The 23901-nt window shown below is 62.9% G+C and carries 19 protein-coding genes; 16 read left to right on the top strand and 3 right to left on the bottom strand.

Annotated features, from left to right (window positions below):
- Nucleotides 1-78 precede the first annotated feature (78 nt).
- From carA to OKW43_RS26845, 4 genes are all read left to right on the top strand, one after another.
- Nucleotides 79-1233, top strand: a complete 1155-nt coding sequence (gene carA / locus OKW43_RS26860) for a glutamine-hydrolyzing carbamoyl-phosphate synthase small subunit (RefSeq protein ID WP_187634842.1) — start codon at nt 79-81, stop codon at nt 1231-1233.
- 157 nt (nt 1234-1390) lie between these two features.
- Nucleotides 1391-4645, top strand: coding sequence for a carbamoyl-phosphate synthase large subunit (gene carB, locus OKW43_RS26855; RefSeq protein ID WP_187634843.1), 3255 nt, complete (start codon nt 1391-1393; stop codon nt 4643-4645).
- 153 nt (nt 4646-4798) lie between these two features.
- Nucleotides 4799-5275 (top strand): transcription elongation factor GreA, encoded by a 477-nt coding sequence (gene greA / locus OKW43_RS26850; RefSeq protein WP_187634844.1) that lies wholly within the window; start codon nt 4799-4801, stop codon nt 5273-5275.
- 20 nt (nt 5276-5295) lie between these two features.
- Nucleotides 5296-5805 (top strand): DUF4149 domain-containing protein, encoded by a 510-nt coding sequence (locus tag OKW43_RS26845; RefSeq protein ID WP_187634845.1) that lies wholly within the window; start codon nt 5296-5298, stop codon nt 5803-5805.
- 171 nt (nt 5806-5976) lie between these two features.
- On the opposite strand, the gene OKW43_RS26840 is transcribed toward OKW43_RS26845, so the two are convergent.
- Entirely contained in the window at nt 5977-6504 is a 528-nt protein-coding gene (locus OKW43_RS26840; RefSeq protein WP_187634846.1) for a YhbY family RNA-binding protein, read from the bottom strand.
- Nucleotides 6505-6693: 189 nt separating this feature from the next.
- Between OKW43_RS26840 and OKW43_RS26835 the strand changes: the two genes are divergently transcribed.
- From OKW43_RS26835 to phoR, 11 genes are all read left to right on the top strand, one after another.
- A complete protein-coding gene (locus OKW43_RS26835) occupies nt 6694-7356 on the top strand; it encodes an RlmE family RNA methyltransferase (protein ID WP_187634847.1) in 663 nt (220 codons plus the stop codon).
- A 189-nt stretch (nt 7357-7545) separates the two neighbouring features.
- The gene (ftsH, locus tag OKW43_RS26830) at nt 7546-9435 is read left to right on the top strand and encodes an ATP-dependent zinc metalloprotease FtsH (RefSeq protein WP_187634848.1); all 1890 of its coding nucleotides are present in this window, start codon (nt 7546-7548) and stop codon (nt 9433-9435) included.
- A gap of 83 nt (nt 9436-9518) precedes the next feature.
- Nucleotides 9519-10418 (top strand): dihydropteroate synthase, encoded by a 900-nt coding sequence (gene folP, locus OKW43_RS26825; protein ID WP_376776366.1) that lies wholly within the window; start codon nt 9519-9521, stop codon nt 10416-10418.
- A gap of 29 nt (nt 10419-10447) precedes the next feature.
- On the top strand, nt 10448-11806 hold the full coding sequence (gene glmM, locus OKW43_RS26820) for a phosphoglucosamine mutase (protein ID WP_187634849.1): 1359 nt from the start codon (nt 10448-10450) through the stop codon (nt 11804-11806).
- Nucleotides 11807-12201: 395 nt separating this feature from the next.
- The gene (gene pstS / locus OKW43_RS26815) at nt 12202-13233 is read left to right on the top strand and encodes a phosphate ABC transporter substrate-binding protein PstS (RefSeq protein WP_187634850.1); all 1032 of its coding nucleotides are present in this window, start codon (nt 12202-12204) and stop codon (nt 13231-13233) included.
- Between the two features lie 160 nt (nt 13234-13393).
- Nucleotides 13394-14395: a phosphate ABC transporter permease PstC gene (pstC, locus tag OKW43_RS26810; protein WP_187634851.1), complete on the top strand. Its 1002-nt coding sequence runs from the start codon at nt 13394-13396 to the stop codon at nt 14393-14395.
- Entirely contained in the window at nt 14392-15288 is an 897-nt protein-coding gene (gene pstA / locus OKW43_RS26805) for a phosphate ABC transporter permease PstA (protein WP_429450774.1), read from the top strand. Before pstC ends, pstA begins: the two co-directional genes overlap by 4 nt.
- A gap of 22 nt (nt 15289-15310) precedes the next feature.
- Nucleotides 15311-16153 carry a phosphate ABC transporter ATP-binding protein PstB gene (gene pstB, locus OKW43_RS26800; RefSeq protein WP_376776370.1) on the top strand — a complete coding sequence of 281 codons (843 nt, stop codon included), beginning with the start codon at nt 15311-15313 and terminating at the stop codon, nt 16151-16153.
- A 28-nt stretch (nt 16154-16181) separates the two neighbouring features.
- Nucleotides 16182-16886 carry a phosphate signaling complex protein PhoU gene (gene phoU / locus OKW43_RS26795; RefSeq protein ID WP_187634854.1) on the top strand — a complete coding sequence of 235 codons (705 nt, stop codon included), beginning with the start codon at nt 16182-16184 and terminating at the stop codon, nt 16884-16886.
- Between the two features lie 26 nt (nt 16887-16912).
- Nucleotides 16913-17614: a phosphate regulon transcriptional regulator PhoB gene (gene phoB / locus OKW43_RS26790; protein WP_008922879.1), complete on the top strand. Its 702-nt coding sequence runs from the start codon at nt 16913-16915 to the stop codon at nt 17612-17614.
- An 86-nt stretch (nt 17615-17700) separates the two neighbouring features.
- On the top strand, nt 17701-19014 hold the full coding sequence (gene phoR / locus OKW43_RS26785; RefSeq protein WP_187634855.1) for a phosphate regulon sensor histidine kinase PhoR: 1314 nt from the start codon (nt 17701-17703) through the stop codon (nt 19012-19014).
- A gap of 17 nt (nt 19015-19031) precedes the next feature.
- Here phoR and ppk1 read toward each other — a convergent pair whose 3' ends face one another.
- On the bottom strand, nt 19032-21095 hold the full coding sequence (gene ppk1, locus OKW43_RS26780) for a polyphosphate kinase 1 (RefSeq protein WP_187634959.1): 2064 nt from the start codon (nt 21093-21095) through the stop codon (nt 19032-19034).
- 204 nt (nt 21096-21299) lie between these two features.
- Between ppk1 and ppx the strand changes: the two genes are divergently transcribed.
- Complete coding sequence (ppx, locus tag OKW43_RS26775) at nt 21300-22952, top strand: exopolyphosphatase (protein WP_429450771.1); 1653 nt, start codon at nt 21300-21302, stop codon at nt 22950-22952.
- Between the two features lie 96 nt (nt 22953-23048).
- Here ppx and OKW43_RS26770 read toward each other — a convergent pair whose 3' ends face one another.
- Entirely contained in the window at nt 23049-23861 is an 813-nt protein-coding gene (locus OKW43_RS26770) for a GNAT family N-acetyltransferase (protein ID WP_187634857.1), read from the bottom strand.
- Between the last annotated feature and the right edge of the window lie 40 nt (nt 23862-23901).

Below are 23901 nucleotides of genomic sequence, written 5' to 3'. Positions count from 1 at the left end.
CGCATCCAGCATGTGTTTCGCTGCGGCTTGCAATCGGATCGACAGGTGGCAACAGGGTGTTCCCCCAAGGAGTCTCCCGTGTTGCCGTCATTTTCTCCCGCTTTGCTCGCGCTCGCCGACGGCACGGTCTTTCGTGGTTATTCGATCGGCGCCCCCGGGCATACCATCGGTGAAGTCGTGTTCAACACCGCCATTACCGGCTATCAGGAAATCCTGACTGACCCGAGCTACGCGCGCCAGATCGTGACCCTCACGTACCCGCATATCGGCAACGTCGGCGTGAACGCCGAAGACGTCGAAGCGACGAAAGTCCATGCCGCCGGCCTGATCATCCGTGATCTGCCGGTTCTCGCGTCAAACTTCCGCATGGAGCGCACGCTCCCCCAATATCTGCAGGACGAAGGCGTGGTCGCGATCGCCGGCATCGACACCCGCAAGCTGACCCGCGTACTGCGCGACAAAGGCGCGCAAAACGGCGCGATCCTCGCTGGTTCCGACGACGAAGCCAAGGCCATCGAACTCGCACGCTCGTTCCCGGGCCTTGCGGGCATGGACCTCGCGAAAGTCGTGTCGACCCAGGAAACCTACGAGTGGACCAAAACTGAATGGCGTCTGGGCACGGGCTACGGCGAGCAGAAGGCGCCGAAGTACCGGGTGGTCGCATTCGACTACGGCGTCAAGCAGAACATCCTGCGCATGCTGGCCGAGCGCGGCTGCCATGTCACCGTGCTGCCGGCGCAATCGAGCGCCGCTGACGCGCTCGCGCTCAACCCGGACGGCGTGTTCCTGTCGAACGGCCCCGGCGACCCGGAACCGTGCGACTACGCGATCGCGGCGACGAAGGAGTTCATCGAGCGTGGCATCCCGACCTTCGGTATTTGCCTCGGCCACCAGATCATGGGCCTCGCGGTCGGCGCCAGGACCATGAAGATGAAGACCGGCCACCACGGTGCGAATCATCCGGTCAAGGATCTCGAAGACGGCCGCGTGGTGATCACGTCGCAGAACCACGGCTTCGCGGTCGATGCCGACACGCTGCCCGCCAATGCGCGCGTGACCCACGTTTCGCTGTTCGACGGCACGCTGCAGGGCTTCACGCTGACCGACAAGCCGGCGTTCTGCTTCCAGGGCCACCCGGAAGCGTCGCCCGGTCCGAACGATATCGCGTACCTGTTCGACCGCTTCACCGCGCTGATGGACGCGCAGAAGGCCGGCAACAGCGCAGCGGCTTGAAGCAGTAAGGCCGGCCGCAAAGACCAGCCGGAGACGGCTCGCGGCGGCCGCTGCGGCCGGCGGCTCCACGCTGCGGGCACGCTGCGAAACAGCGCGCGCATTCTCAAAACTGCGCGCGCCGACGGAAAGAATTCAGGAATACATTAGCGAGAGCGTTATGCCGAAGCGGACAGACATCAAGAGCATCCTCATCATCGGCGCGGGTCCGATCATCATCGGCCAGGCGTGCGAGTTCGACTATTCGGGCGCGCAGGCATGCAAGGCGCTGCGTGAGGAAGGCTACAAGGTCATTCTCGTCAACAGCAATCCGGCGACGATCATGACCGACCCGAACACGGCCGACGTGACTTACATCGAGCCGATCACGTGGGAAGTGGTCGAGCGCATCATCGCGAAGGAGCGCCCGGACGCGATCCTGCCGACGATGGGCGGCCAGACCGCGCTGAACTGCGCGCTCGATCTGCACGCGCACGGCGTGCTGGCGAAGTACGAGGTCGAGCTGATCGGTGCATCGCCGGAAGCGATCGACATGGCGGAAGACCGCCAGAAGTTCAAGGACGCGATGACCAGGATCGGCCTCGGTTCGGCCAAATCGGGCACCGCGCATTCGATGGAAGAAGCGCTGCAGGTGCAGGCGAAGATCGCCGCGGAAACTGGCAGCGGCGGCTATCCGGTCGTTATCCGTCCGTCGTTCACGCTGGGCGGCTCGGGGGGCGGTATCGCGTACAACCGCGACGAATTCGAAGAGATCTGCAAGCGCGGTCTCGACCTGTCGCCGACGCGCGAACTGCTGATCGAAGAGTCGCTGCTCGGCTGGAAAGAGTACGAGATGGAAGTGGTCCGCGACAAGGCGGATAACTGCATCATCGTCTGCTCGATCGAAAACCTCGACCCAATGGGCATCCACACCGGCGACTCGATCACGGTCGCGCCAGCGCAGACGCTGACCGACAAGGAATACCAGATCCTGCGTAACGCATCGCTCGCGGTGCTGCGCGAGATCGGCGTCGACACGGGCGGCTCGAACGTGCAATTCTCGATCAATCCGAATGACGGCCGGATGATCGTGATCGAAATGAATCCGCGCGTGTCGCGCTCGTCGGCGCTGGCGTCCAAGGCAACCGGCTTCCCGATCGCGAAGGTCGCGGCAAAGCTCGCTGTCGGCTATACGCTGGATGAACTCAAGAACGAAATCACCGGCGGCCAGACCCCGGCGTCGTTCGAACCGACGATCGACTACGTCGTCACGAAAATCCCGCGGTTCGCGTTCGAGAAATTCCGTGAAGCCGATTCGCGCCTGACCACGCAGATGAAATCGGTCGGCGAAGTCATGGCGATCGGCCGCACGTTCCAGGAGTCGTTTCAGAAAGCGCTGCGCGGCCTCGAAGTCGGCGTCGACGGTCTCGACGAAAAGACCACCAATCGCGACGAGATCATCCGCGAGATCGGCGAAGCCGGTCCGGATCGCATCTGGTATGTCGGCGACGCGTTCCGTGTCGGCATGAGCGCGCAAGAGATCTTCGAGGAGACCGCGATCGACCCGTGGTTCCTCGCGCAGATCGAACAGATCGTGCTGAAGGAAAAGGCGCTGACGGGCCACACGCTCGCGAGCCTCACGAAAGAAGAGTTGAAGTATCTGAAGCAGAGCGGCTTCTCGGATCGTCGTCTGGGCAAGCTGCTCGGCGCGAAGCCGGCGGACGTGCGCGCGCGCCGTATCGAGCTGAACGTGCGTCCGGTGTACAAGCGCGTCGATACCTGTGCGGCTGAGTTCGCGACCAGGACCGCGTACATGTACTCGACCTACGAGGAAGAGTGCGAAGCGAATCCGACCAGCAACAAGAAGATCATGGTGCTGGGCGGTGGCCCGAACCGGATCGGCCAGGGTATCGAGTTCGACTACTGCTGCGTGCATGCCGCGCTCGCGATGCGCGAGGACGGCTATGAAACAATCATGGTCAACTGCAACCCGGAAACCGTTTCGACCGACTACGACACCTCCGACCGTCTTTACTTCGAATCGCTGACGCTCGAAGACGTGCTCGAAATCGTCGACAAGGAAAAACCGGTCGGCGTGATCGTGCAGTACGGCGGCCAGACACCGCTGAAGCTCGCGCTCGATCTCGAGGCGAACGGCGTGCCGATCATCGGTACGTCGCCGGACATGATCGACGCGGCCGAAGACCGCGAGCGCTTCCAGAAGCTGCTGCAAGCGCTCGGTCTGCGTCAGCCGCCGAACCGCACCGCGCGCGCCGAAGACGAAGCGCTGAAGCTCGCCGACGAAATCGGCTATCCGCTCGTCGTGCGTCCGTCGTACGTGCTGGGCGGCCGCGCGATGGAAATCGTCCACGAGCCGCGCGACCTCGAACGCTATATGCGCGAGGCCGTCAAGGTGTCGAACGACTCGCCGGTGCTGCTCGATCGCTTCCTGAACGACGCAATCGAATGCGACGTAGATTGCATTTCGGATGGCGAGGCCGTGTTCATCGGCGGCGTGATGGAGCACATCGAACAGGCGGGCGTGCACTCGGGCGACTCGGCCTGCTCGCTGCCGCCGTATTCGCTGTCGAAGGCGACGGTCGCCGAACTGAAGCGCCAGACCGCCGCGATGGCGAAGGCGCTGAATGTGATCGGACTGATGAACGTGCAGTTCGCGATCCAGCAGGTACCGCGGGCTGACGGTTCGAAGGACGACATCATCTATGTGCTCGAAGTGAACCCGCGCGCGTCGCGCACGGTGCCGTACGTGTCGAAGGCGACCAGCCTGCCGCTCGCGAAGATCGCGGCGCGCGCGATGGTCGGCCAGAAGCTCGCAGCGCAAGGCGTGACGAAGGAAGTCGAACCGCCGTACTTCAGCGTGAAGGAAGCAGTGTTCCCGTTCGTCAAGTTCCCGGCGGTCGACCCGGTGCTCGGACCTGAAATGCGTTCGACCGGCGAAGTGATGGGCGTCGGCCAGACGTTCGGCGAGGCGCTGTTCAAGTCGCAGCTCGCGGCGGGTTCGCGTCTGCCGGAATCGGGCACGGTGCTCCTGACCGTGATGGACGCCGACAAGCCGAAGGCAGTCGAAGTCGCGCGCATGCTCCACGAGCTCGGCTATCCGATCGTCGCGACCAAGGGCACGGCTGCCGCGATCGAAGCGGCCGGCGTGCCGGTCAAGGTCGTCAACAAGGTGAAGGACGGCCGTCCGCACATCGTCGATATGATCAAGAACGGCGAGATCGCGCTCGTCTTCACGACGGTCGACGAAACGCGCGCGGCGATCGCCGATTCCCGCTCGATCCGCATGAGCGCGCAGGCGAACAAGGTCACGTACTACACGACGATGTCGGGCGCGCGCGCGGCGGTGGAGGGTCTTCGCTATCTGAAGAACCTGGAAGTCTATGATTTACAAGGACTCCATGCTCGCCTAAACTAGGGCTTCGACTTCCTGTCCAAGATGTAAGTGCCGCGGTTAAGCGGCGTTCCGCAGGTGCTGCGGCCCGGGTCTGTGCACGGGCGGCGGCTTTCGCGGAATGCACTTAACCGCGGTGATTTTTTTTATGGCCGTTTTTTGCCTCCAGAGTTGTTTATGAGCACTATTCCATTGACGAAGCGCGGCGCAGACATGCTGCGCGATGAATTGCAGCGCCTGAAATCGGTTGAACGTCCGGCCGTGATCAACTCGATCGCGGAAGCGCGCGCCCAGGGCGATCTGTCGGAAAACGCGGAATACGACGCTGCGAAGGAAAAGCAGGGCTTCATCGAAGGCCGCATCGCCGAAATCGAGTCGAAGCTCGCGGGCGCGCAGGTGATCGATCCGTCGCAAGTGGAAGCGGACGGGCGCGTGGTGTTCGGCGCGACGCTCGAGCTCGAGGACCTCGCGTCGGGCGCGTCGGTCAAATACCAGATCGTCGGCGATGACGAAGCAGACATCGATCACGGCCTGATCTCGATCAGCTCGCCGATTGCGCGCGCGCTGATCGGCAAGTCGGAAGGCGATGTCGCGTCGGTGCAGGCGCCTGGCGGCGTGCGCGAATACGAAATCATCGCGGTCAGCTACATCTGAGGGTGACGCCGGTGTCTCTGATGCCGCATCGTTTTTTCCGCCTGTTGACGGTCGCGTGGGTCGGTAGTCTGTTGACTATCGGCTACGCGGTCGCGCCCGTGCTATTCACGACGCTCGACCGGATGACGGCGGGTGCCGTTGCCGCGCAGCTGTTTCGGGTTCAGGGTGTGATTGGCGTCGTGTGCGGCATTTTGCTGCTCGGTCTCGCCAATCTGCTCGTGCGGCGCGGCAGTGGCGAGTATCGCCGCTTGCGCTGGCTGCTCGCCGGTATGCTCGGATGCGTGCTTGTTGGCTATTTCGCGTTGCAGCCGTTCATGAACGCGATGCGCGTCGCCGCGGTGGAGGCGGGCAGCGACGTCGGGCATTCCGTTTATGCGACGCGATTCGGCATCCTGCATGGCGTGTCGAGTCTGTTCTATCTGATCGAGAGCCTGCTGGGTCTTGCGCTCGTGTGGCTGCTGCCGTCGCGTGTTGGTGTGGCGGCCGACGAAGAGGGCGCGCGCGATGTTGCGAGGAAGGTGGCTGGCTGAAGTTCGCGGGTGACTCTGATGGCTAGTGGTGTGACGCCGCGCTATTGCCGCGGGTTGGTGCCGATGCCCGCGATGAGCGTCGAGTCGCGGCTAATCGTCGCGAAATCCGGTGGCCAACTGCGATTCAGTCGCGCGGTGCGGAGTCGGTCCGCACCGTGGCCGCATGTTCTCCTACTTCGACTGATGCGAGCGCTTCGCGCTGGTTTGACGCTTCTTCGCACGCTTGATGTTGCCACCCTGCGTCACGCGTTCATTGCCGCGCACCAGCACCGCTTTGGCTCGCGGCTTGCGCATCGGCACGTCGGTCGGCTTGACGACCTTGACGACGCGCGGCGCGCGCCCCTTGGCCGGCCGGGCTTCTTCGGCTGCCGCTTCGCGGGCGCTCGGCAACGCGCCGCGCTTCGCTTTTGCCGCGGGCTGTGCCGATTCGGGCTTCCAGATCACGAGCAGCTTGCCGATATGCTGGATCGGCGCCGCGTACAGGGTGTCGCAGATTTCTTCGTAGATGGCGATGCGTTCGTCGCGCTCATCGCCGAACACGCGGATTTTGATCAGCTGGTGTGCCGCGAGATGCACCTTGATTTCGGTGAGCACAGCGTCGGTCAAGCCTTCGGCCCCGACGAGCACGACCGGTTTGAGCGCATGTGCCTGGGAGCGCAACTCGGCGCGTTGGTCGGAAGAGACTTTGAGGGCTGGCATGGAAAGTGGGAGACTCGACTAAAATGGCGGCTCCTGCGTTTTGTCCGAGCGATTCGGGCGGCTTGATTCGGCAGGGCGCGCGTCAGAACAACAGAATCGCGGATAGCCGCCAGTGTGGCGGTGGCCGCGCGAATTAACCGCGTATTATCCCCTAAAGCGCGACCCGACGCAGCAACAGTTCAATCTTTAATGGCAAAAAACAAGTTCAACACCGCGTGGCTGCATGACCACATCAACGATCCGTACGTCAAAATGGCGCAGCGGGAAGGCTATCGCGCCCGAGCGGCCTACAAGCTGAAGGAAATCGACGAGCAGGACAAGCTGATCCGTCCGGGGCAGGTGATCGTCGATCTGGGTTCGTCGCCGGGCAGCTGGAGCCAGTACGCGCGCAACAAGCTCGCGGGTGGCTCGCAGCGCAACCTGGAGCGCGAAGGTGGCATCGACGGCACGATCATCGCTCTAGACATTCTGCCAATGGAGCCCGTGGCCGACGTGCACTTCATCCAAGGTGATTTCCGCGAAGACTCGGTACTGGTCCAGCTCGAAGAATTGGTCGGTGCGCGCCAGGTAGACCTTGTAATTTCGGATATGGCGCCCAACCTGTCTGGCGTGGCGATCGCGGATGCGGCGCGGATCGAGCACTTATGCGATCTCGCACTGGAATTCACGCAAAATCACCTGAAATCGGATGGTGCCCTTTTAGTCAAATGCTTTCACGGCAGCGGTTATAGTCAGATTGTCGAAAAGTTCAAGCGCCAATTCAAGGTGGTGGCGGCCCGCAAGCCGAAGGCGTCGCGGGATAAATCGTCAGAAACATTTATTTTGGGTAAGCATTTGAAGCGTCCCGCATAGGGGTGCGGCGATCCATTTTTCACCTCTGCCAATAACGAGCCCGATGCGTTGGAGACTGGCGTCGAGCCGGGCCGCTACCTATTTTCGTGGTAGTGAAACGTTATGGCAGGGGTCTGCGGACTGGATTAGAATGCTTTAGTGGTGCCGCAAGGCAAATGTAGGCGCCCGTCTAAGTGAAGGAGTGGTGCTTTGAACAACAATATGTTTTCGAAAGCAGCAGTGTGGCTGGTGATCGCACTGGTGCTGTTTACGGTGTTCAAGCAGTTCGACAAGCCCCGTGTCCAGGAAGGTGTTTCCTATTCGCAGTTCATGGACGACGCGAAGAACGGCAAAGTCAAGAACGTCATTGTCCAGGGGCGGAACCTCACGGTCACTCCAGCAGACGGCCAGAAGTACCAGATCGTGTCGCCCGGCGACATCTGGATGGTCGGCGATCTGATGAAGTATGGCGTACAGGTGAGCGGCAAGGCTGACGACGAACCCAATGCACTGATGTCCGTGCTGTATTACCTCGGGCCGACGATCCTGATCATCGGTTTCTGGTTCTACATGATGAGACAGATGCAGGGGGGCGGCAAAGGCGGGGCCTTCTCGTTTGGAAAGTCGCGCGCGCGACTGATCGACGAGAACAACAACGCAATCAATTTCACCGACGTCGCCGGTTGCGACGAAGCCAAGGAAGAAGTGTCGGAACTCGTCGACTTCCTGCGCGATCCGCAGAAATTCCAGAAGCTCGGTGGTCGTATTCCGCGCGGCGTGCTGCTCGTTGGCCCGCCGGGAACGGGTAAGACGCTTCTCGCGCGCGCTATCGCCGGCGAGGCGAAGGTGCCGTTCTTCAGTATTTCGGGCTCGGACTTCGTCGAAATGTTCGTCGGTGTCGGCGCGGCTCGTGTGCGCGACATGTTCGAGCAGGCCAAGAAGCACGCGCCGTGTATCGTGTTCATCGACGAAATCGACGCAGTCGGTCGTCATCGCGGCGCCGGCATGGGCGGCGGTAACGACGAGCGCGAACAGACGCTGAACCAGATGCTCGTCGAAATGGACGGATTCGAGGCGAACTCGGGCGTCATCGTGATCGCCGCGACGAACCGTTCGGATGTGCTCGACAAGGCGCTCTTGCGTCCGGGCCGTTTCGACCGTCAGGTGTACGTGGGTCTGCCCGATATTCGCGGCCGCGAGCACATCATGAAGGTGCACCTGCGCAAGGTGCCGATCTCGAACGACGTTGATGCGGCAGTGATCGCGCGCGGCACGCCGGGTTTCTCGGGCGCCGATCTCGCGAATCTCGTCAACGAGGCAGCACTATTCGCGGCGCGCCGCGGCAAGCGCATCGTCGAAATGACGGACTTCGAGGACGCAAAGGACAAGATCTTCATGGGGCCGGAGCGCAAGTCGGCCGTGATCCGCGAAGAATCGAAGCGTGCTACCGCGTATCACGAATCGGGTCACGCCGTGATCGCGAAGCTGTTGCCGAAGGCCGATCCGGTGCACAAGGTCACGATCATTCCGCGCGGCCGCGCGCTGGGCGTCACGTGGCAGTTGCCGGAGCATGACAACGAAACGTACTCGAAGGAATATCTGCTCGACCGACTTGCCATTCTGTTCGGTGGCCGCGTCGCGGAAGAGCTGTTCCTGAACCTGATCAGCACCGGCGCGTCGGACGACTTCAACAAGGCGACGCAGACGGCCCGCGCAATGGTTGCCCGCTTCGGCATGACGGACGCGCTCGGGCCGATGGTCTATGTCGACGACGAAAACGAGGCTTCGCCGTTCGGCCGCGGCTTTACGCGGACCATTTCGGAAGCGACGCAGCAGAAGGTCGACGCGGAAATCCGCCATGTGTTGGACGAGCAGTACAATCTCGCACGGCGCCTGCTCGAAGGGAACCGCGACAAGGTCGAAGCGATGACCGCCGCATTGATGGAGTGGGAGACGATCGACGCCGATCAGATCAACGACATCATGGCTGGCCGTCCGCCGCGTTCACCGAAAAGCTCGCCGCCGTCGGCAAGCGACGCCTCGTCGGGCGGCAGCCCGGGCACCGAAGTCAAGCCGGGCAGCGCAACCGCGCCGGCCTGATCGGCAGCCAGTAGAAAGTGCGGGCCGGTGTGCTACACACCGGCCCGTTTTGCATTTATCCGTTCCAAGTGAAGCATTGCTACGTGTCGAAAGTCGATTCTTCTTCCGTACCCGTTCCAGAGCCGCTGCAATGCGGCCGATTCAAGCTGACGTTTGAACGCCCGTTGGTCATGGGCATCCTGAACGTTACGCCCGATTCCTTCTCCGATGGCGGGATGTACGCGATGCGCGGCGATGCGCTGCGCCAGGCCGAGCGCATGATGCTCGAGGGCGCGGACATCATCGATATCGGCGGAGAATCGACGCGTCCCGGCGCGCCGCCGGTGCCGCTCGACGAAGAGCTGCAGCGCGTGATACCGCTCGTCGAGCAACTGCGCGGTGCGAACGTGCCGTTGTCGGTCGATACGTACAAGCCGGAAGTGATGCGTCATGCGTTGAGCGCGGGCGCCGACCTGATCAACGACATCTGGGGCTTCCGCATGCCCGGCGCGATCGACGCGGTGCGCGACAGCGACTGCGGCCTTTGTGTGATGCATATGCTGGGTGAGCCTCAGACCATGCAGCTCGGCGAGCCGCACTATGGCGACGTTGTCAGCGACGTCCGCCATTTCCTCGAGGAGCGTGTCGCGACGTTGCAGCAGGCGGGGATTGGGCGCGAGCGCATCAGCGTCGATCCGGGTTTCGGCTTCGGCAAGACCGTCGTCGAGCACAACTACGCGTTGCTCGCGCATCTGCGCGACACGGCGCCACGCGCCGCAGCGCCGTATCCGATTCTTGCGGGCATGTCGCGTAAGTCGATGATTGGCGCGGTCACGGGGCGGCCGGCGCCGGAGCGCGTGGCCGGCAGCATCGCCGCGGCGGTGTGCGCGGCCGAGCGGGGCGCCGCGATTTTGCGCGTACACGACGTCGCGCAAACACTCGATGCATTGAAAGTATGGGCAACCCTGCGCGACGCAACCAGGCAGAGCCGCGCGCACGGTTGAACCCGCAGCCACAAACAGGGAGAACAATCATGGCACGTCGTTACTTCGGAACGGACGGCATCCGAGGCAAGGTCGGCGAAGGCCCGATCACACCGGAATTCGTGTTGCGACTCGGCTACGCGGCAGGCAAGGTGCTCGCGGGCGCCGATCAGTGGGCCAAAACCGGCACCCGGCCGACAGTCCTGATCGGCAAGGATACGCGGGTGTCGGGCTACATGCTCGAAGCCGCGCTCGAATCGGGCTTTTCGGCGGCCGGCGTCGACGTGATGCTGGCCGGCCCGATGCCGACACCCGGCATCGCCTATCTGACGCGCGCGCTGCGGCTTGCCGCGGGCGTCGTGATCAGCGCGTCGCATAACCCATACTACGACAACGGAATCAAGTTCTTCTCGGCCGACGGCAACAAGCTGCCGGACGACGTCGAAGCGCAGATCGAAGAGCAGCTCGAGCTGCCGCTTGCGTGCGCGGCCTCCGAGCAACTGGGCAAGGCGCGTCGTCTCGACGACGCCGCTGGCCGCTACATCGAATTCTGCAAGAGCACGTTCCCGGCCGCGTACGACCTGCGCGGCATGAAGCTCGTCGTCGATTGCGCGCACGGCGCCGCCTACGACGTCGCGCCGCATGTGTTCCATGAGCTCGGCGCAGAAGTGATCCCGATCGGCGTCTCGCCGAACGGCTTCAACATCAACGACGGCGTCGGCGCGACCGCGCCTGATGCGCTGGTTCGCGCGGTGCGCGCGAACCACGCGGACCTCGGTATCGCACTCGATGGCGACGCCGACCGTCTGCAGGTCGTCGACGAATCCGGCCGTCTGTTTAATGGCGACGAGTTGTTGTACGTACTGGTCAAGGACCGTATCGCGACCGCCGGCCATGTAGAAGGAGCGGTCGGAACGCTGATGACCAACATGGCGGTGGAGGTCGCGCTGCAGAACGCCGGCGTTAAGTTCGTGCGCGCCGCGGTCGGCGACCGCTATGTGCTCGAACAGCTTCGCGAGCACGGTTGGCAACTCGGGGCGGAAGGCTCGGGCCACATTCTGTCGCTCGATCGCCATTCGACCGGCGACGGAATCGTCTCCGCGCTGCTCGTGCTCGCGGCGATGCAGCGCAGCAGCAAATCGCTCGCCGATCTGCTCGAGGGCGTCACACTGTTCCCGCAGAAGCTGATCAACGTGCGCATGAAGCCCGGCGCGGACTGGAAGGGCAGCGCGACGATTCGTAGCGCGATCAAGGTGGCCGAAGGCGCGCTCGACGGCCGCGGTCGTGTGCTGATCCGCGCTTCGGGCACCGAGCCGGTACTGCGCGTGATGGTGGAGGCGCAGAACCTCGCGGACGCGCTTCAACATTCGGAAGCGATCGCCGAAGCCGTGCGGGAAGCGACGGCCTGATCGGTTCCCGGGTTGACGGCGGGCGGTGGCGATCGCTTGCCGGCGCCTGCCTGATCGTCGCCATCAGGCCGGGCTTCCCCCCAAACCTCGGCTCGATCGCGAGCCCCGGCGAAACCTCACGCGCACCCGCCAAAACATCGACACGTCCCGCACAAAAATCCCTCTTCACGCAGCGCGCAAACGTTCGCGCCCCATCTTTTTCGCCTACCTTGAATAATGCGGCGCGACCTGCCTCGCGCCGGGCGCAATCAGTCCATCCCGGCACCTTTCACCCGGTAATATTACTGTCACATCCGATTCACGATCAGTCACGTTTTTGTCATAAAGAGACCCTAAGCTTCGCGGTGTTCGAGTTTCACGCTCACACCACACGCTCACACCCCCTTGGAGGTCTCATGAAATTGATGCAAACCGTGTTCGCTGGCGTCGCTGGCGCGCTCTTCGCAATCGCAGCGCAAGCCGCAGACATCACCGGCGCGGGCAGCACGTTCGCAGCACCGATCTACACGAAGTGGGCCGATGCTTATCAGAAGTCCGGCGGCGGCAAGGTTAACTATCAAGGTATCGGTTCGTCGGGCGGTGTGAAGCAGATCGTCGCGAAGACCGTCGATTTCGCCGGTTCGGACGCTCCGCTGAAGGACGACGAACTCGCCAAGGACGGCCTGTTCCAGTTCCCGACGGTGGTCGGCGGCGTGGTGCCGGCAGTCAATGTGCCGGGTGTGAAGCCGGGCGAACTGGTGCTGTCGGGTGAAGCGCTCGGCGACATCTACCTGGGCAAGATCAAGAAGTGGAACGACCCGGCAATCGCCGCGCTGAACCCGAAGGTCAAGCTGCCGGACCTGGACATCGCCGTGGTGCGTCGCGCTGACGGTTCGGGCACCAGTTTCATCTGGACGAACTATCTGTCGAAGGTCAACCCGGAATGGAAGACGAAGGTCGGTGAAGGTTCGACGGTCAACTGGCCGACCGGCACGGGCGGCAAGGGCAACGACGGCGTCGCCGCTTTCGTGCAGCGTCTGCCGGGCGCGATCGGCTATGTCGAATGGGCGTACGCGAAGCAGAACCACATGAACTACGTCGCGATGAAGAACGAAGCTGGCGCAGTGGTTGAGCCGCAGACCGAAACGTTCAAGGCAGCGGCTGCTGGCGCTGACTGGTCGAAGTCGTTCTACCAGATTCTGACGAACGAGCCGGGCAAGAACGCATGGCCGATCGTCGGCGCGACGTTCGTGCTGCTGCACACGACGCAGGACAAGGCACCGCAAGGCACGGAAACGCTGAAGTTCTTCGACTGGGCGTTCAAGAACGGCGGTCAGGCTGCGAACGATCTGGACTACATCTCGCTGCCGGAATCGGTCGTGTCGGAGATTCGCACGCAGTGGAAGCAGAAGGTGAAGGATTCGGCAGGCAAGACGCTCTCCGAGTAACGCGCGTAAGTGGGCGCGGTCGATCGGGACCGCGCCCTGTAGCACCCCGGCCGTCCTCGTGTGAGGACGGCCTGTGACTTTCAAGCGGCATGCGCCGCATGCATCACCGACCGCCCGACATGTGTCGTCCGGCAACTGGAAACAGGTCCCTCAGGCTCTCATGTCCGATATTCATTTTGCGTCCGGCACGAGCCGGGCCACTCCGCCTGGCAGCGGGTCGCAGCAGAAAGCGCCTGGCCGCTCCGGCGATGTGATCTTCGGTGGCCTCGCACGCCTTTCCGCCATCGTCACGCTGTTGCTGCTCGGCGGCATCATCGTATCGCTGATCATCTCATCGATGCCGTCGATTCGCGAGTTCGGTCTCGCGTTCCTGTGGACGCCGGTCTGGGATCCACCCAGCAAGCAATTTGGCGCGCTCGTGCCGATCTACGGCACCCTCGCGACGTCGATCATCGCTCTGATCATCGCGGTGCCTGTTAGCTTCGGCATCGCGCTATTCCTGACCGAACTGTCGCCCGCGTGGTTGCGCCGGCCGCTCGGCATCGCGATCGAACTGCTCGCCGCGATTCCGTCGATCGTATACGGCATGTGGGGTCTGCTCGTGTTCGCGCCGATCTTCGCGGTGTGGTTCCAGAAGCCGCTCGGCGCGGTGCTCGGCAGCATTCCGATCGTCGGCGCGCTGTTCGCGGGTCCGCCGATCGGCATCGGCATTCTGTGCGCGGGCGTGATCCTTGCGATCATGATCATCCCGTACATCGCGGCGGTGATGCGCGACGTGTTCGAAGTGACGCCGGTGCTGCTGAAGGAATCGGCGTACGGTATCGGCTGCACGACGTGGGAAGTGATGTGGAAGATCGTGCTGCCGTTCACGAAGAGCGGTGTGATCGGCGGCATCATGCTCGGCCTCGGCCGCGCGCTGGGTGAGACGATGGCGGTCACGTTCGTGATCGGCAATACCAATCTGCTCGACAATATTTCGCTGTTTTCGCCGGGCAACAGCATCACGTCGGCGCTCGCCAACGAGTTCGCGGAAGCGGACCCGGGCCTGCATACGTCGGCGCTGATGGAACTCGGCCTGATCCTGTTCGTGATTACATTCATCGTGCTGGCGATTTCGAAAGTCATGCTGCTGCGTCTCGAGAAAGGGGAGGGCGCGAAATGAGCGGGCCGTCTCTGAACATGCCAGGTCTGAAGGACCCCGCGACGCTCGAAACGATGCGCGTTCGTCTGCAAGGGCGCCGTCGCATGACCAACGCGTTCGCGCTGACGCTGTCGCTTGCTGCGATGGCGTTCGGCCTGCTGTGGCTAGTGTGGATCCTCTATACGACGCTGCGTCTCGGTATCGGCGGTCTGTCGGTCGAGCTGTTCACGCAGTCGACGCCGCCGCCGAATACCGACGGCGGCGGTCTCGCCAACGCGATCGTCGGCAGCCTGATGCTGGTCGCGCTCGCAACCTTCATCGGCACGCCGATCGGCATCATGGCGGGCGTGTATCTCGCCGAATACGGCCAGAAAGGCTGGCTCGCGAACATTACCCGCTTCATCAACGACATCCTGCTGTCGGCGCCGTCGATCGTCATCGGTCTGTTCGTCTACGCGCTCGTCGTCGCGAAGATGGGGCACTTCAGCGGCTGGGCCGGCGTGCTCGCGCTGGCGCTGCTGCAGATTCCGATCGTGATCCGCACCACCGAAAACATGCTGAAGCTCGTGCCGAGCGCGATGCGTGAAGCCGCGTTCGCGCTCGGCACGCCGAAGTGGAGGATGGTACTGTCGATCACGCTGAAGGCGTCGATCGCAGGTATCGTCACCGGTGTGCTGCTCGGGGTCGCGCGGATTGCCGGCGAAACCGCGCCGCTGCTCTTCACCGCGCTGTCGAACCAGTTTTTCTCGGTCGATATGGGCCAGCCGGTCGCGAACCTGCCGGTCACCATCTACAAGTTTGCGATGAGCCCGTTCGCGCAGTGGCAATCCCTCGCGTGGGCCGGTGTCTTCCTGATCACGCTCGCGGTGCTGGGACTGAACATCCTCGCGCGCACGATCTTCTCGAACAAGTAAGGGCGGAGTGAATCCGATGAACATGGCAGAAACCCAACTCAATCCGATCGGGCACGCAGCCGCGCCCGCGGGCTCCGACCCCGAAAGCAGCGCTCACGCACAAACGCCGTCGCGTCCGAAGATCGAGGTCAAGGACCTCAACTTCTTCTACGGCAAGTATCACGCGCTGAAGAACATCAATCTGCAGATTCCCGAAGGCAAGGTGACCGCGTTCATCGGCCCGTCGGGCTGCGGCAAGTCCACGCTGCTGCGTACCTTCAACAAGATGTACGCGCTCTACCCGGAGCAACGCGCGGAAGGCGAAATCGTGATGGACGGCGAAAACCTGCTGACCACGCGCCAGGACATCTCGCTGCTGCGCGCGCGCATTGGCATGGTGTTCCAGAAACCGACGCCGTTCCCGATGTCGATCTACGACAACATCGCGTTCGGCGTGAAGATGTTCGAGAAGCTGTCGCGCTCGGAAATGGACGACCGCGTCGAATGGGCGCTGACGAAGGCGGCGCTGTGGAACGAAGTGAAGGACAAGCTCGGCCAGAGCGGCTATGGTTTGTCGGGTGGCCAGCAGCAGCGTCTGTGCATCGCGCGCGGTATCGCGATTCGCCCCGAAGTGCTGCTGCTCGACGAGCCGTGCTCGGCGCTCGACCCGATCTCGACGGGCCGCATCGAAGAGCTGATTGCTGAACTCAAGAGCGACTACACGGTCGTGATCGTCACGCACAACATGCAGCAGGCGGCCCGCTGTTCGGACTACACTGCCTATATGTACCTCGGCGAACTGATCGAATTCGGCGACACCGAAAAGATCTTCATCAAGCCGGTCCGCAAGGAAACTGAGGACTACATCACTGGCCGCTTCGGCTGATCCGCCGGGCAATACAACGGAGTACGACATGTCCGATAAACATCTGTCCAGCCAGTTCGACGCCGACCTGAACCTCGTTTCGTCGAAGGTGCTCGAAATGGGCGGCCTCGTCGAATCGCAGATCGTCAACGCGATGCAGGCACTCAACGAATTCGACCTCGACATCGCCGAGCAGGTGATCGTCGCCGAAGACCGTCTGAACAGGATGGAAGTCGAGATCGACGAAGAGTGCAGCAACATCATCGCGCGCCGTCAGCCGGCCGCGCGCGATCTGCGCTTGCTGATCGCGATCTCGAAGACCATCACGAACCTCGAGCGCGCCGGCGACGAGGCCGAAAAGATCGCGAAACGTACCAAGCGTCTGATGGAAGACGGTGCATCGCGCACCATCAACATCGCCGAGATCAAGCTGTCCGGCGAAATGGCCGTGTCGATCCTGCGTCGCGCGCTCGACGCGTTCGCGCGTCTCGACACGGTCGCCGCCGCGCAGATCGTGCGCGACGACAAGGCGATCGACGAGGAATTCCGCGCGTTCGTGCGCAAGCTGATTTCGTATATGACCGAAGATCCGCGTTCGATCTCGGTGGGCCTCGACTTCCTGTTCATCGCCAAGGCGATCGAGCGGATCGGCGACCACGCGAAGAACATCGCTGAATTCATCATTTACATCGTGAAGGGTACCGACGTGCGGCACCAGTCGCGCGACGCGCTCGAGCGCGAAGCGCTCAGCTAATCCAGAGATAAGGAACAGAGGTGCCGATGCCCAGCAGCATTCTCGTCATTGAAGATGAGCCCGCCATTTCCGAACTGATTTCGGTCAATCTTCAACACGCCGGGCATTGCCCGATTCGCGCGTACAACGCGGAGCAGGCGCACAACCTGATCAGCGACGTGCTGCCCGATCTCGTGCTGCTCGACTGGATGTTGCCGGGTAAATCGGGGATTTCGTTCGCCCGCGATCTGCGCAACAACGAGCGTACGAAGCATATCCCGATCATCATGCTGACCGCTCGCGGCGACGAGCAGGACAAGGTGCTCGGCCTCGAGATCGGCGCCGACGACTACGTGACGAAGCCGTTCTCGCCGAAGGAACTGATGGCGCGCATCAAGGCGGTGCTGCGCCGTCGCGCGCCGCAGTTGACCGAAGACGTCGTCGCGATCAACGGCCTGAAGCTCGATCCGGCCACGCACCGTGTCGCCGCGCATGCGGAAGGCAGCGAGATCAAGCTCGATCTCGGCCCGACCGAATTCCGTCTGCTGCACTTCTTCATGACGCACCCGGAGCGCGTGCACAGCCGCACGCAACTGCTCGACCAGGTGTGGGGCGATCACGTGTTCGTCGAGGAGCGTACCGTCGACGTGCATATCAAGCGCCTGCGCGCGGCTCTCAAGCCGGCGGGGTGCGATGCTATGATTGAAACGGTACGCGGCAGCGGCTACCGGCTGGCGAAGAGCGCCTGATAGCCGTCGGCGGCGCACTGCACAGCGTTGCGCTTTGCCGCCACACCTCCCTACTGCGCTGCATTTTTCTCTTCGTTCGCTAGACCATGAACATCATCTGGGCGCGCTCCATCGTGTCGGTCGTGCTGCTTGCTGTTCTGTGCGCGGTGGTCGGCGCACTGGTGAACGTCAAGGCTGGGCTCGCTCTCGCCATCGTCATGCTGCTCGCACAGAGCGCCTTCAGTACCTTCCACAAGCAGCGTCTGTGGCGTCTGCTCGATGCGCCGGTGTACGGCGAAGTGCCGAGCGCCCCCGGCATCTGGGGCGAAATCTACTACCGTCTGCACAAGCTCGCGAAGCGCTGGCACGCACAGGTGCGCCAGGTCGAGCAGCAGCATTCGCGTTTCATCCAGGCGATCCAGGCGTCGCCGAACGGTGTCGCGATGCTCGACGATCACGATCAGATCGAGTGGTGCAATGCGATTTCCGAAAGCCACTTCGGACTCGATGCGAAGCGCGATTTGCGTCAGCACATCACGCATCTGGTGCGTCAACCGGATTTCGTGCGCTATCTGAATTCGCATCGATACGAGGAAATGCTGATCATGCGCGGCATGGGCGCCAAGCGCCAGAACGTGCTGTCGGTGCAGGTGTTTCCTTATGGCGACAATCGCAAGCTGGTGCTGTCGCAGGACATCACCGAGCTCGAACGCACCGATGCGATGCGGCGTGACTTCGTCGCCAACGTGTCGCACGAATTGAAAACGCCGCTCACCGTGCTGTCCGGTTTTCTCGAGACGATGCGCGAGCTGCCGTTGGGCGAAGCCGAGCGCGCGCGTTACCTTGAGCTGATGGAGCAGCAGGCGTCGCGCATGCGTCATATCGTCAGCGATCTGCTCGTGCTCGCGAAGCTCGAAGGCGACAACAAGCCGCCGAGCGATCAGATGATCGACATGCGCGCGGTGTTGCGGCACCTGCGCGACGACGCTCAAAGCCTGTCCAGCGATCATCACAAGATCGTTCTCGATGCCGACGAGGCGCTGACCGTCACCGGCGTCGAAACCGAGATTTTCAGCGCGTTCGGCAATCTGGTGACGAACGCGATCCGCTATACGCCGGATGGCGGCTCGATCAAGGTGAGCTGGCGTGCGCAGGGCGGCCATGCGGTGTTCTCGGTCACCGATAGCGGGCTCGGCATTCCCGCCGCCGATATCCCGCGGCTCACGGAGCGCTTCTATCGCGTCGATCGCAGCCGTTCGCGCGACACGGGCGGCACCGGACTCGGTCTCGCGATCGTCAAGCACGTGCTGCAACGGCACGATGCGCAACTCGAAGTGAAGAGCGAAGAAGGGCGCGGCAGCACCTTCACGGTGCGCTTTCCGGTGTATCGGACGGCGCGTTGTCAAACCGCGCAGGTTTGAACGCGGCACGCAAGCGACTACGAGCAGAACTTGCCGAGCAGACTCATCTGCGCATTGCGCGACGCCTTGCCCGGCCGGCGCCGGCGATAGTGACCGTCGCTTTGCATCAGCCAGGCCGACTGATTGTCGCCGAGAAACGCCGACAGCCCTTCCGCGATCACGCGCCGCTTCAGTCGCCGGTTGTTGACCGGGAATGCGACTTCGACGCGCCGGAACAGATTGCGATCCATCCAGTCGGCGCTCGATAGATAAACCTGCTCCTTGCCGCCATCGTAGAAGTAGTAGATGCGATGGTGTTCTAGAAAACGCCCGACGATCGAGCGCACCGTGATGTTCTCGGAGAGCCCTTGCACGCCGGGCTGCAGCGAGCACACGCCGCGCACGATCAGATCGATTTTCACGCCGGCCTGCGATGCTTCGTATAGCTCAGCGATCACCGTCGGTTCGAGCAGTGCGTTCATCTTCGCGACGATGCGCGCCTTCTTGCCCGCGCGCGCATGCTCGGCTTCCATGCGAATCGCTTCGACGAGCTTCGGATGCAGCGTGAACGGCGATTGCCACAGCTCGTGCAGCCTCAGCTCGCCGCCGATACCGGTCAGTTGCTGGAACACATGGTGCACGTCCTCACAGATCTCCTGCTCGGCGGTCAACAGACCGAAGTCGGTATAGAGGCGCGCGGTGCGCGGATGATAGTTGCCGGTGCCGAGGTGCACGTAGCGCTTGAGCGTCGACTTGCCGCCCGCCGACACGCGTCGCACGATCAGCATCATCTTCGCGTGGCACTTGTGGCCGACCACGCCGTAGACCACATGCGCGCCGACCGCTTCGAGCTGCGAGGCCCAGTTGATGTTGGTTTCCTCGTCGAAGCGCGCGAGCAACTCGACGACCACCGTCACTTCCTTGCCGTTGCGCGCGGCCTGCATCAGCGCATCCATCAACGGCGAGTCGGTGCCCGTGCGGTAGATGGTCTGCTTGATTGCGACCACGTTCGGGTCCTTGGCCGCCTGCAACAGCAGCTCGAGCACCGGCTGGAAGCTTTCGTATGGATGATGCAGCAGCACGTCGCCCTGATCGATCACGTCGAACATGCTCGCGCTGTTGGCGATCTGTGTCGGCGTCGACGGAATGTGCGGCACGAACTTAAGATCCGGCCGGTCGACCATCTCGGGCAGCTGCATCAGCCGCACCAGATTGACGGGGCCGTTCACGTAGTAGCAGTCCTTGTTCGACAGACCGCTTTCGTCGAGCAGGCGCCGTACTACGTGCGCGGGCGTTTCCGCCGACACTTCGAGCCGCACCGCATTGCCCAGATGCCGCGCCGGCAGTTCGCCCTGCAACGCGACGCGCAGATTGGTGATTTCGTCCTCGTCGACGAACAGTTCGCTATTGCGCGTGATGCGAAACTGATTGCAGCTGCGCACCACCAGACTCGGAAACAGCTCGCCGACAAAGTGTTGGAGCAGCGAGCTCAGCAGCACGAAGCCATGCGGGTACCCCGACAGCTCCTGCGGCATGCGCACGAGGCGCGGCAGCGCGCGCGGCGCCTGCACGATGCCCATCATCGCCTGACGGCCGAACGCATCCTTGCCCTCCAGCTCGACGACGAAGTTCAGGCTCTTGTTCAGCACGCGGGGAAATGGATGCGCGGGATCGAGACCGATCGGCGTCAACACCGGCAGCAGTTCGTCGAAGAAGTAGTTGCGCGCCCATTCGGTCTGCGCGTCGCTCCATGCCTCGGTGCCGTGGAAATAGATGCCTTCCTGTTCGAGCGCGCTGAGCACCGTGTCGTGCAGCATCGTGTACTGGCGATGCACGAGCTTCTGCGCACGTTCGACCACGAGGTCGTACACGTGCAGCAGCGACATGCCGTCGGGCGACAATGCGCCGGGGTTGTCGCGCATCTGTTCCTGAAGCCCGGCCATGCGGACTTCGAAGAATTCGTCGAGATTGCTACTGGTGATGCAGATAAAACGGAGGCGTTCGAGCAAGGGGACGGCGGGATCGGCGGCTTGCGCCAGCACGCGCTCGTTGAAACCCAGAATGCCCAGCTCGCGATTCAATAAGGGATAGCGGACGGACATCGGTGGCGAGATTGGAATGTCTGAAATGGAGACGGAAAGACGCTCGGAAATTCTCACGGTTTGATGACGTCCTGATGACATCGGCAGGGTTTCTAACATTTTATGCCGCAATCGTCTTCTGTCGTCAATATGACGCACCGTATATGCGACGATACGGGACTCTCTGCGCCGCGAGGTGACATAGTGAAGGCTGCTACGCTTAGAATGGCGTCTTTGAACAGTGCCGCCGGCCGCGACGCGCATCATGCGCAGAAGGCGCCGGGCAGGCGCGTGGCGCCGTCAGCGTCCGCCGCCACCCCCCCGGCCGCGGCCGCCGCGCTCGCGCGCATGGAGTACGCTTACCCGATGGCCAATACCCCCCAACTCCTCGCCGCCGTCGATCTCGGTTCGAACAGCTTCCGGCTGATCGTGGGCCGGGTCGAGGAAACCGACGCGGGCAGCCAGATCTATCAGGTCGACGCCTTGCGCGAGCCGGTGCGACTCGCGGCCGGGCTATCGAGCGACAAGATGCTCGATCGCGCATCGCAGGTGCGCGGCTGGGATGCGCTGAAGCGCTTCGGCGAGCGGCTGCGCGATTTTCATCCGGACCACGTGCGCGCGGTCGCGACCAATACGTTGCGCATCGCGAAGAACGCGGGCGAGTTTCTCGGCGAGGCGCAAGCCGCGCTCGGTTTTCCGATCGAAGTGATCGCGGGGCGCGAGGAAGCGCGTCTGATCTATGCAGGCGCCGCGCACTCAGTGCCGGCGAGCGCAGGCAAGCGGCTCGTCGTCGATATCGGAGGCGGCTCGACGGAATTCATCATCGGTTCGCACTACACGCCGATCATGATGGAGAGCCTGTACATCGGCTGCGTGAGCCATAGCCGCGCGTTTTTCCCAGCCGGCAACGTCGACGACTACACGATGCGCCAGGCGGAGCTTGCGGCGCGCCGCGAAATCCAGATCATTTCCGCCGAATACAAGAAGACGGGCTGGGAGCAGGCGATCGGCTCGTCGGGCACCGCGCGCGCGCTCGCCGAACTGGTCGAGGCGAACAATTTCAACGATGCGGGCGTCACCCACGGCATTTCGCGCGGCGGCCTCGAGCGGCTCAAGCGCGCGCTGATCAAGGCCGAAAACGTGAACCGGCTGAAACTGGTCGCGCTGAAGAGCGACCGCGTGCCGGTGCTCGCGGGCGGCCTGTCGATCATGATCGCGGTGTTCGACGAACTGGGCGTCGATTATGTCGACACCACCGACGGCGCGCTGCGCCTCGGCGTCATGTACGACCTGCTCGGCCGTTCGCAGCACGAGGACATGCGCACGGTGACGGTCGAGGGCTTCATGCGCCGCTATGGCGTCGATCGTCCGCAGGCGGCGCGTATCGGCGATCTGTCGACGAGCTTCTACGACCAGTTCGCCGAGCCGGACGAAGAACGCCGCGCGGAAAATCGCATTTTCATCGGCTGGGCGGCCTCGCTGCATGAAATCGGGCTGTCGATCTCCCATAGCGCATATCACAAGCATTCGGCGTATATCGCAAGCAACGCCGACATGCCGGGCTTTTCACGCACCGATCAGGCGCGCCTCGCCGCGCTCGTGCTCGGCCATGCGGGCAAGCTCGGCAAGCTGTCGCAGACGCGCGACGTCGAATGGCCGCTGCTGTTCTGCCTGCGGCTCGCGGCGTTGCTGTCTCGCCGACGCGCGGACGTCGGTCTGCCGGGCATCGCAGTTGCTCGGGCGAACGGCGGCTACGAGGTGCGTCTGCCGAACGAATGGGTGGCCAACAATCCGTTGACGGACTACAGCCTGATCCAGGAAGCGGCCGAGTGGGAAAAAGTCGGGATTCCGTATCGTGTCGTCTATACGGACGACTGATGCGCTGCAGATCGACCCGCGCTGCGATTTGCAGCGTGCGCATGAACGGAAAAGGCCCTGCAAAAGCAGGGATTTTTCGTTTTCCGGCGGCGCGGTTTAGCGCGGCAGCGCATCGCCGAGGAAGTGACGCGCGTACCGCGCGTTGATATCGGACAGCCGGAACAGCGTCAGGAAGTCAGCGGTATTGAAGTCGGGGTCCCAAGCCGGTGCGCCGCAAATCTTCGCACCGAGACGCAGATAGCCCTTCACTAGCGGCGGCGGCGCGACAGCGGCGCCGGTCTGCAGTTCGTCGACAGGCAGCGGCGTATGCGGGAACGCGCGATATTCGGGCGCGGTCAGCGCGTTGTCGCGCAGCGAGCAATACAGGTTCGCCGCATAGTGGCCGCCATCGGCCATCGCGACGCTCGCGCAGCCGAGCATCGTCTCGTAGCCGTTGTGCTTCATATACGCGGCGAGCCCCGCCCACAGCGACATGATCACCGAGCCGCTGCGATAGTCAGGATGCACGCACGAGCGGCCCACCTCGACCATCTTCGCGCGCAGATGCGTGAGACGCGACACGTCGAACTCGCTTTCCGCATACAGACGGCCGATGCGTGCGGCCTGATGCGGCGGCAGCGCGCGATAGGTGCCGACTACTTTTAGCGTGTCGAGATCGCGCACCAGCAAATGATCGCAGTAGGAATCGAATGCATCGACATCGAGGCCGGCGGGGCCGCTGAGGCGTGCGCCCATTTCGTCGGCGAAGACGCGGTAGCGCAGACGCTGCGCTTCACGCAGCTCTTCGTCGGTACGCGCCCACGACACTTGCAGGCGATGTTGCGCGGTGACCGTTTCCTCGGCGCGCGGCAGACGGCGCGGTTCGAAAAGCGTGGCGAAGGGCAGGGTGGGCGTCGGCAGTTCTCGCATTGGCTGTCCAGGTCGAAAAGAGTGAGGATTTCTTTTTTCG

This window comes from Paraburkholderia sp. WC7.3g, assembly GCF_050436345.1.
Taxonomy (GTDB): Bacteria; Pseudomonadota; Gammaproteobacteria; order Burkholderiales; family Burkholderiaceae; genus Paraburkholderia; species Paraburkholderia podalyriae.
This window is presented reverse-complemented; position numbering and strand designations above follow the sequence as displayed.

Coding starts and splice junctions, on each gene's coding strand:
- phoB (WP_008922879.1), top strand. CDS start 16,913: ATGCCCAGCAGCATTCTCGTCATTGAAGATGAGCCCGCCATTTCCGAA.
- pstB (WP_376776370.1), top strand. CDS start 15,311: ATGGCAGAAACCCAACTCAATCCGATCGGGCACGCAGCCGCGCCCGCG.
- pstC (WP_187634851.1), top strand. CDS start 13,394: ATGTCCGATATTCATTTTGCGTCCGGCACGAGCCGGGCCACTCCGCCT.
- phoR (WP_187634855.1), top strand. CDS start 17,701: ATGAACATCATCTGGGCGCGCTCCATCGTGTCGGTCGTGCTGCTTGCT.
- OKW43_RS26845 (WP_187634845.1), top strand. CDS start 5,296: ATGCCGCATCGTTTTTTCCGCCTGTTGACGGTCGCGTGGGTCGGTAGT.
- glmM (WP_187634849.1), top strand. CDS start 10,448: ATGGCACGTCGTTACTTCGGAACGGACGGCATCCGAGGCAAGGTCGGC.
- OKW43_RS26770 (WP_187634857.1), bottom strand. CDS start 23,861: ATGCGAGAACTGCCGACGCCCACCCTGCCCTTCGCCACGCTTTTCGAA.
- pstA (WP_429450774.1), top strand. CDS start 14,392: ATGAGCGGGCCGTCTCTGAACATGCCAGGTCTGAAGGACCCCGCGACG.
- ppk1 (WP_187634959.1), bottom strand. CDS start 21,095: ATGTCCGTCCGCTATCCCTTATTGAATCGCGAGCTGGGCATTCTGGGT.
- carB (WP_187634843.1), top strand. CDS start 1,391: ATGCCGAAGCGGACAGACATCAAGAGCATCCTCATCATCGGCGCGGGT.
- pstS (WP_187634850.1), top strand. CDS start 12,202: ATGAAATTGATGCAAACCGTGTTCGCTGGCGTCGCTGGCGCGCTCTTC.
- OKW43_RS26840 (WP_187634846.1), bottom strand. CDS start 6,504: ATGCCAGCCCTCAAAGTCTCTTCCGACCAACGCGCCGAGTTGCGCTCC.
- phoU (WP_187634854.1), top strand. CDS start 16,182: ATGTCCGATAAACATCTGTCCAGCCAGTTCGACGCCGACCTGAACCTC.
- ppx (WP_429450771.1), top strand. CDS start 21,300: ATGGCGTCTTTGAACAGTGCCGCCGGCCGCGACGCGCATCATGCGCAG.
- greA (WP_187634844.1), top strand. CDS start 4,799: ATGAGCACTATTCCATTGACGAAGCGCGGCGCAGACATGCTGCGCGAT.
- OKW43_RS26835 (WP_187634847.1), top strand. CDS start 6,694: ATGGCAAAAAACAAGTTCAACACCGCGTGGCTGCATGACCACATCAAC.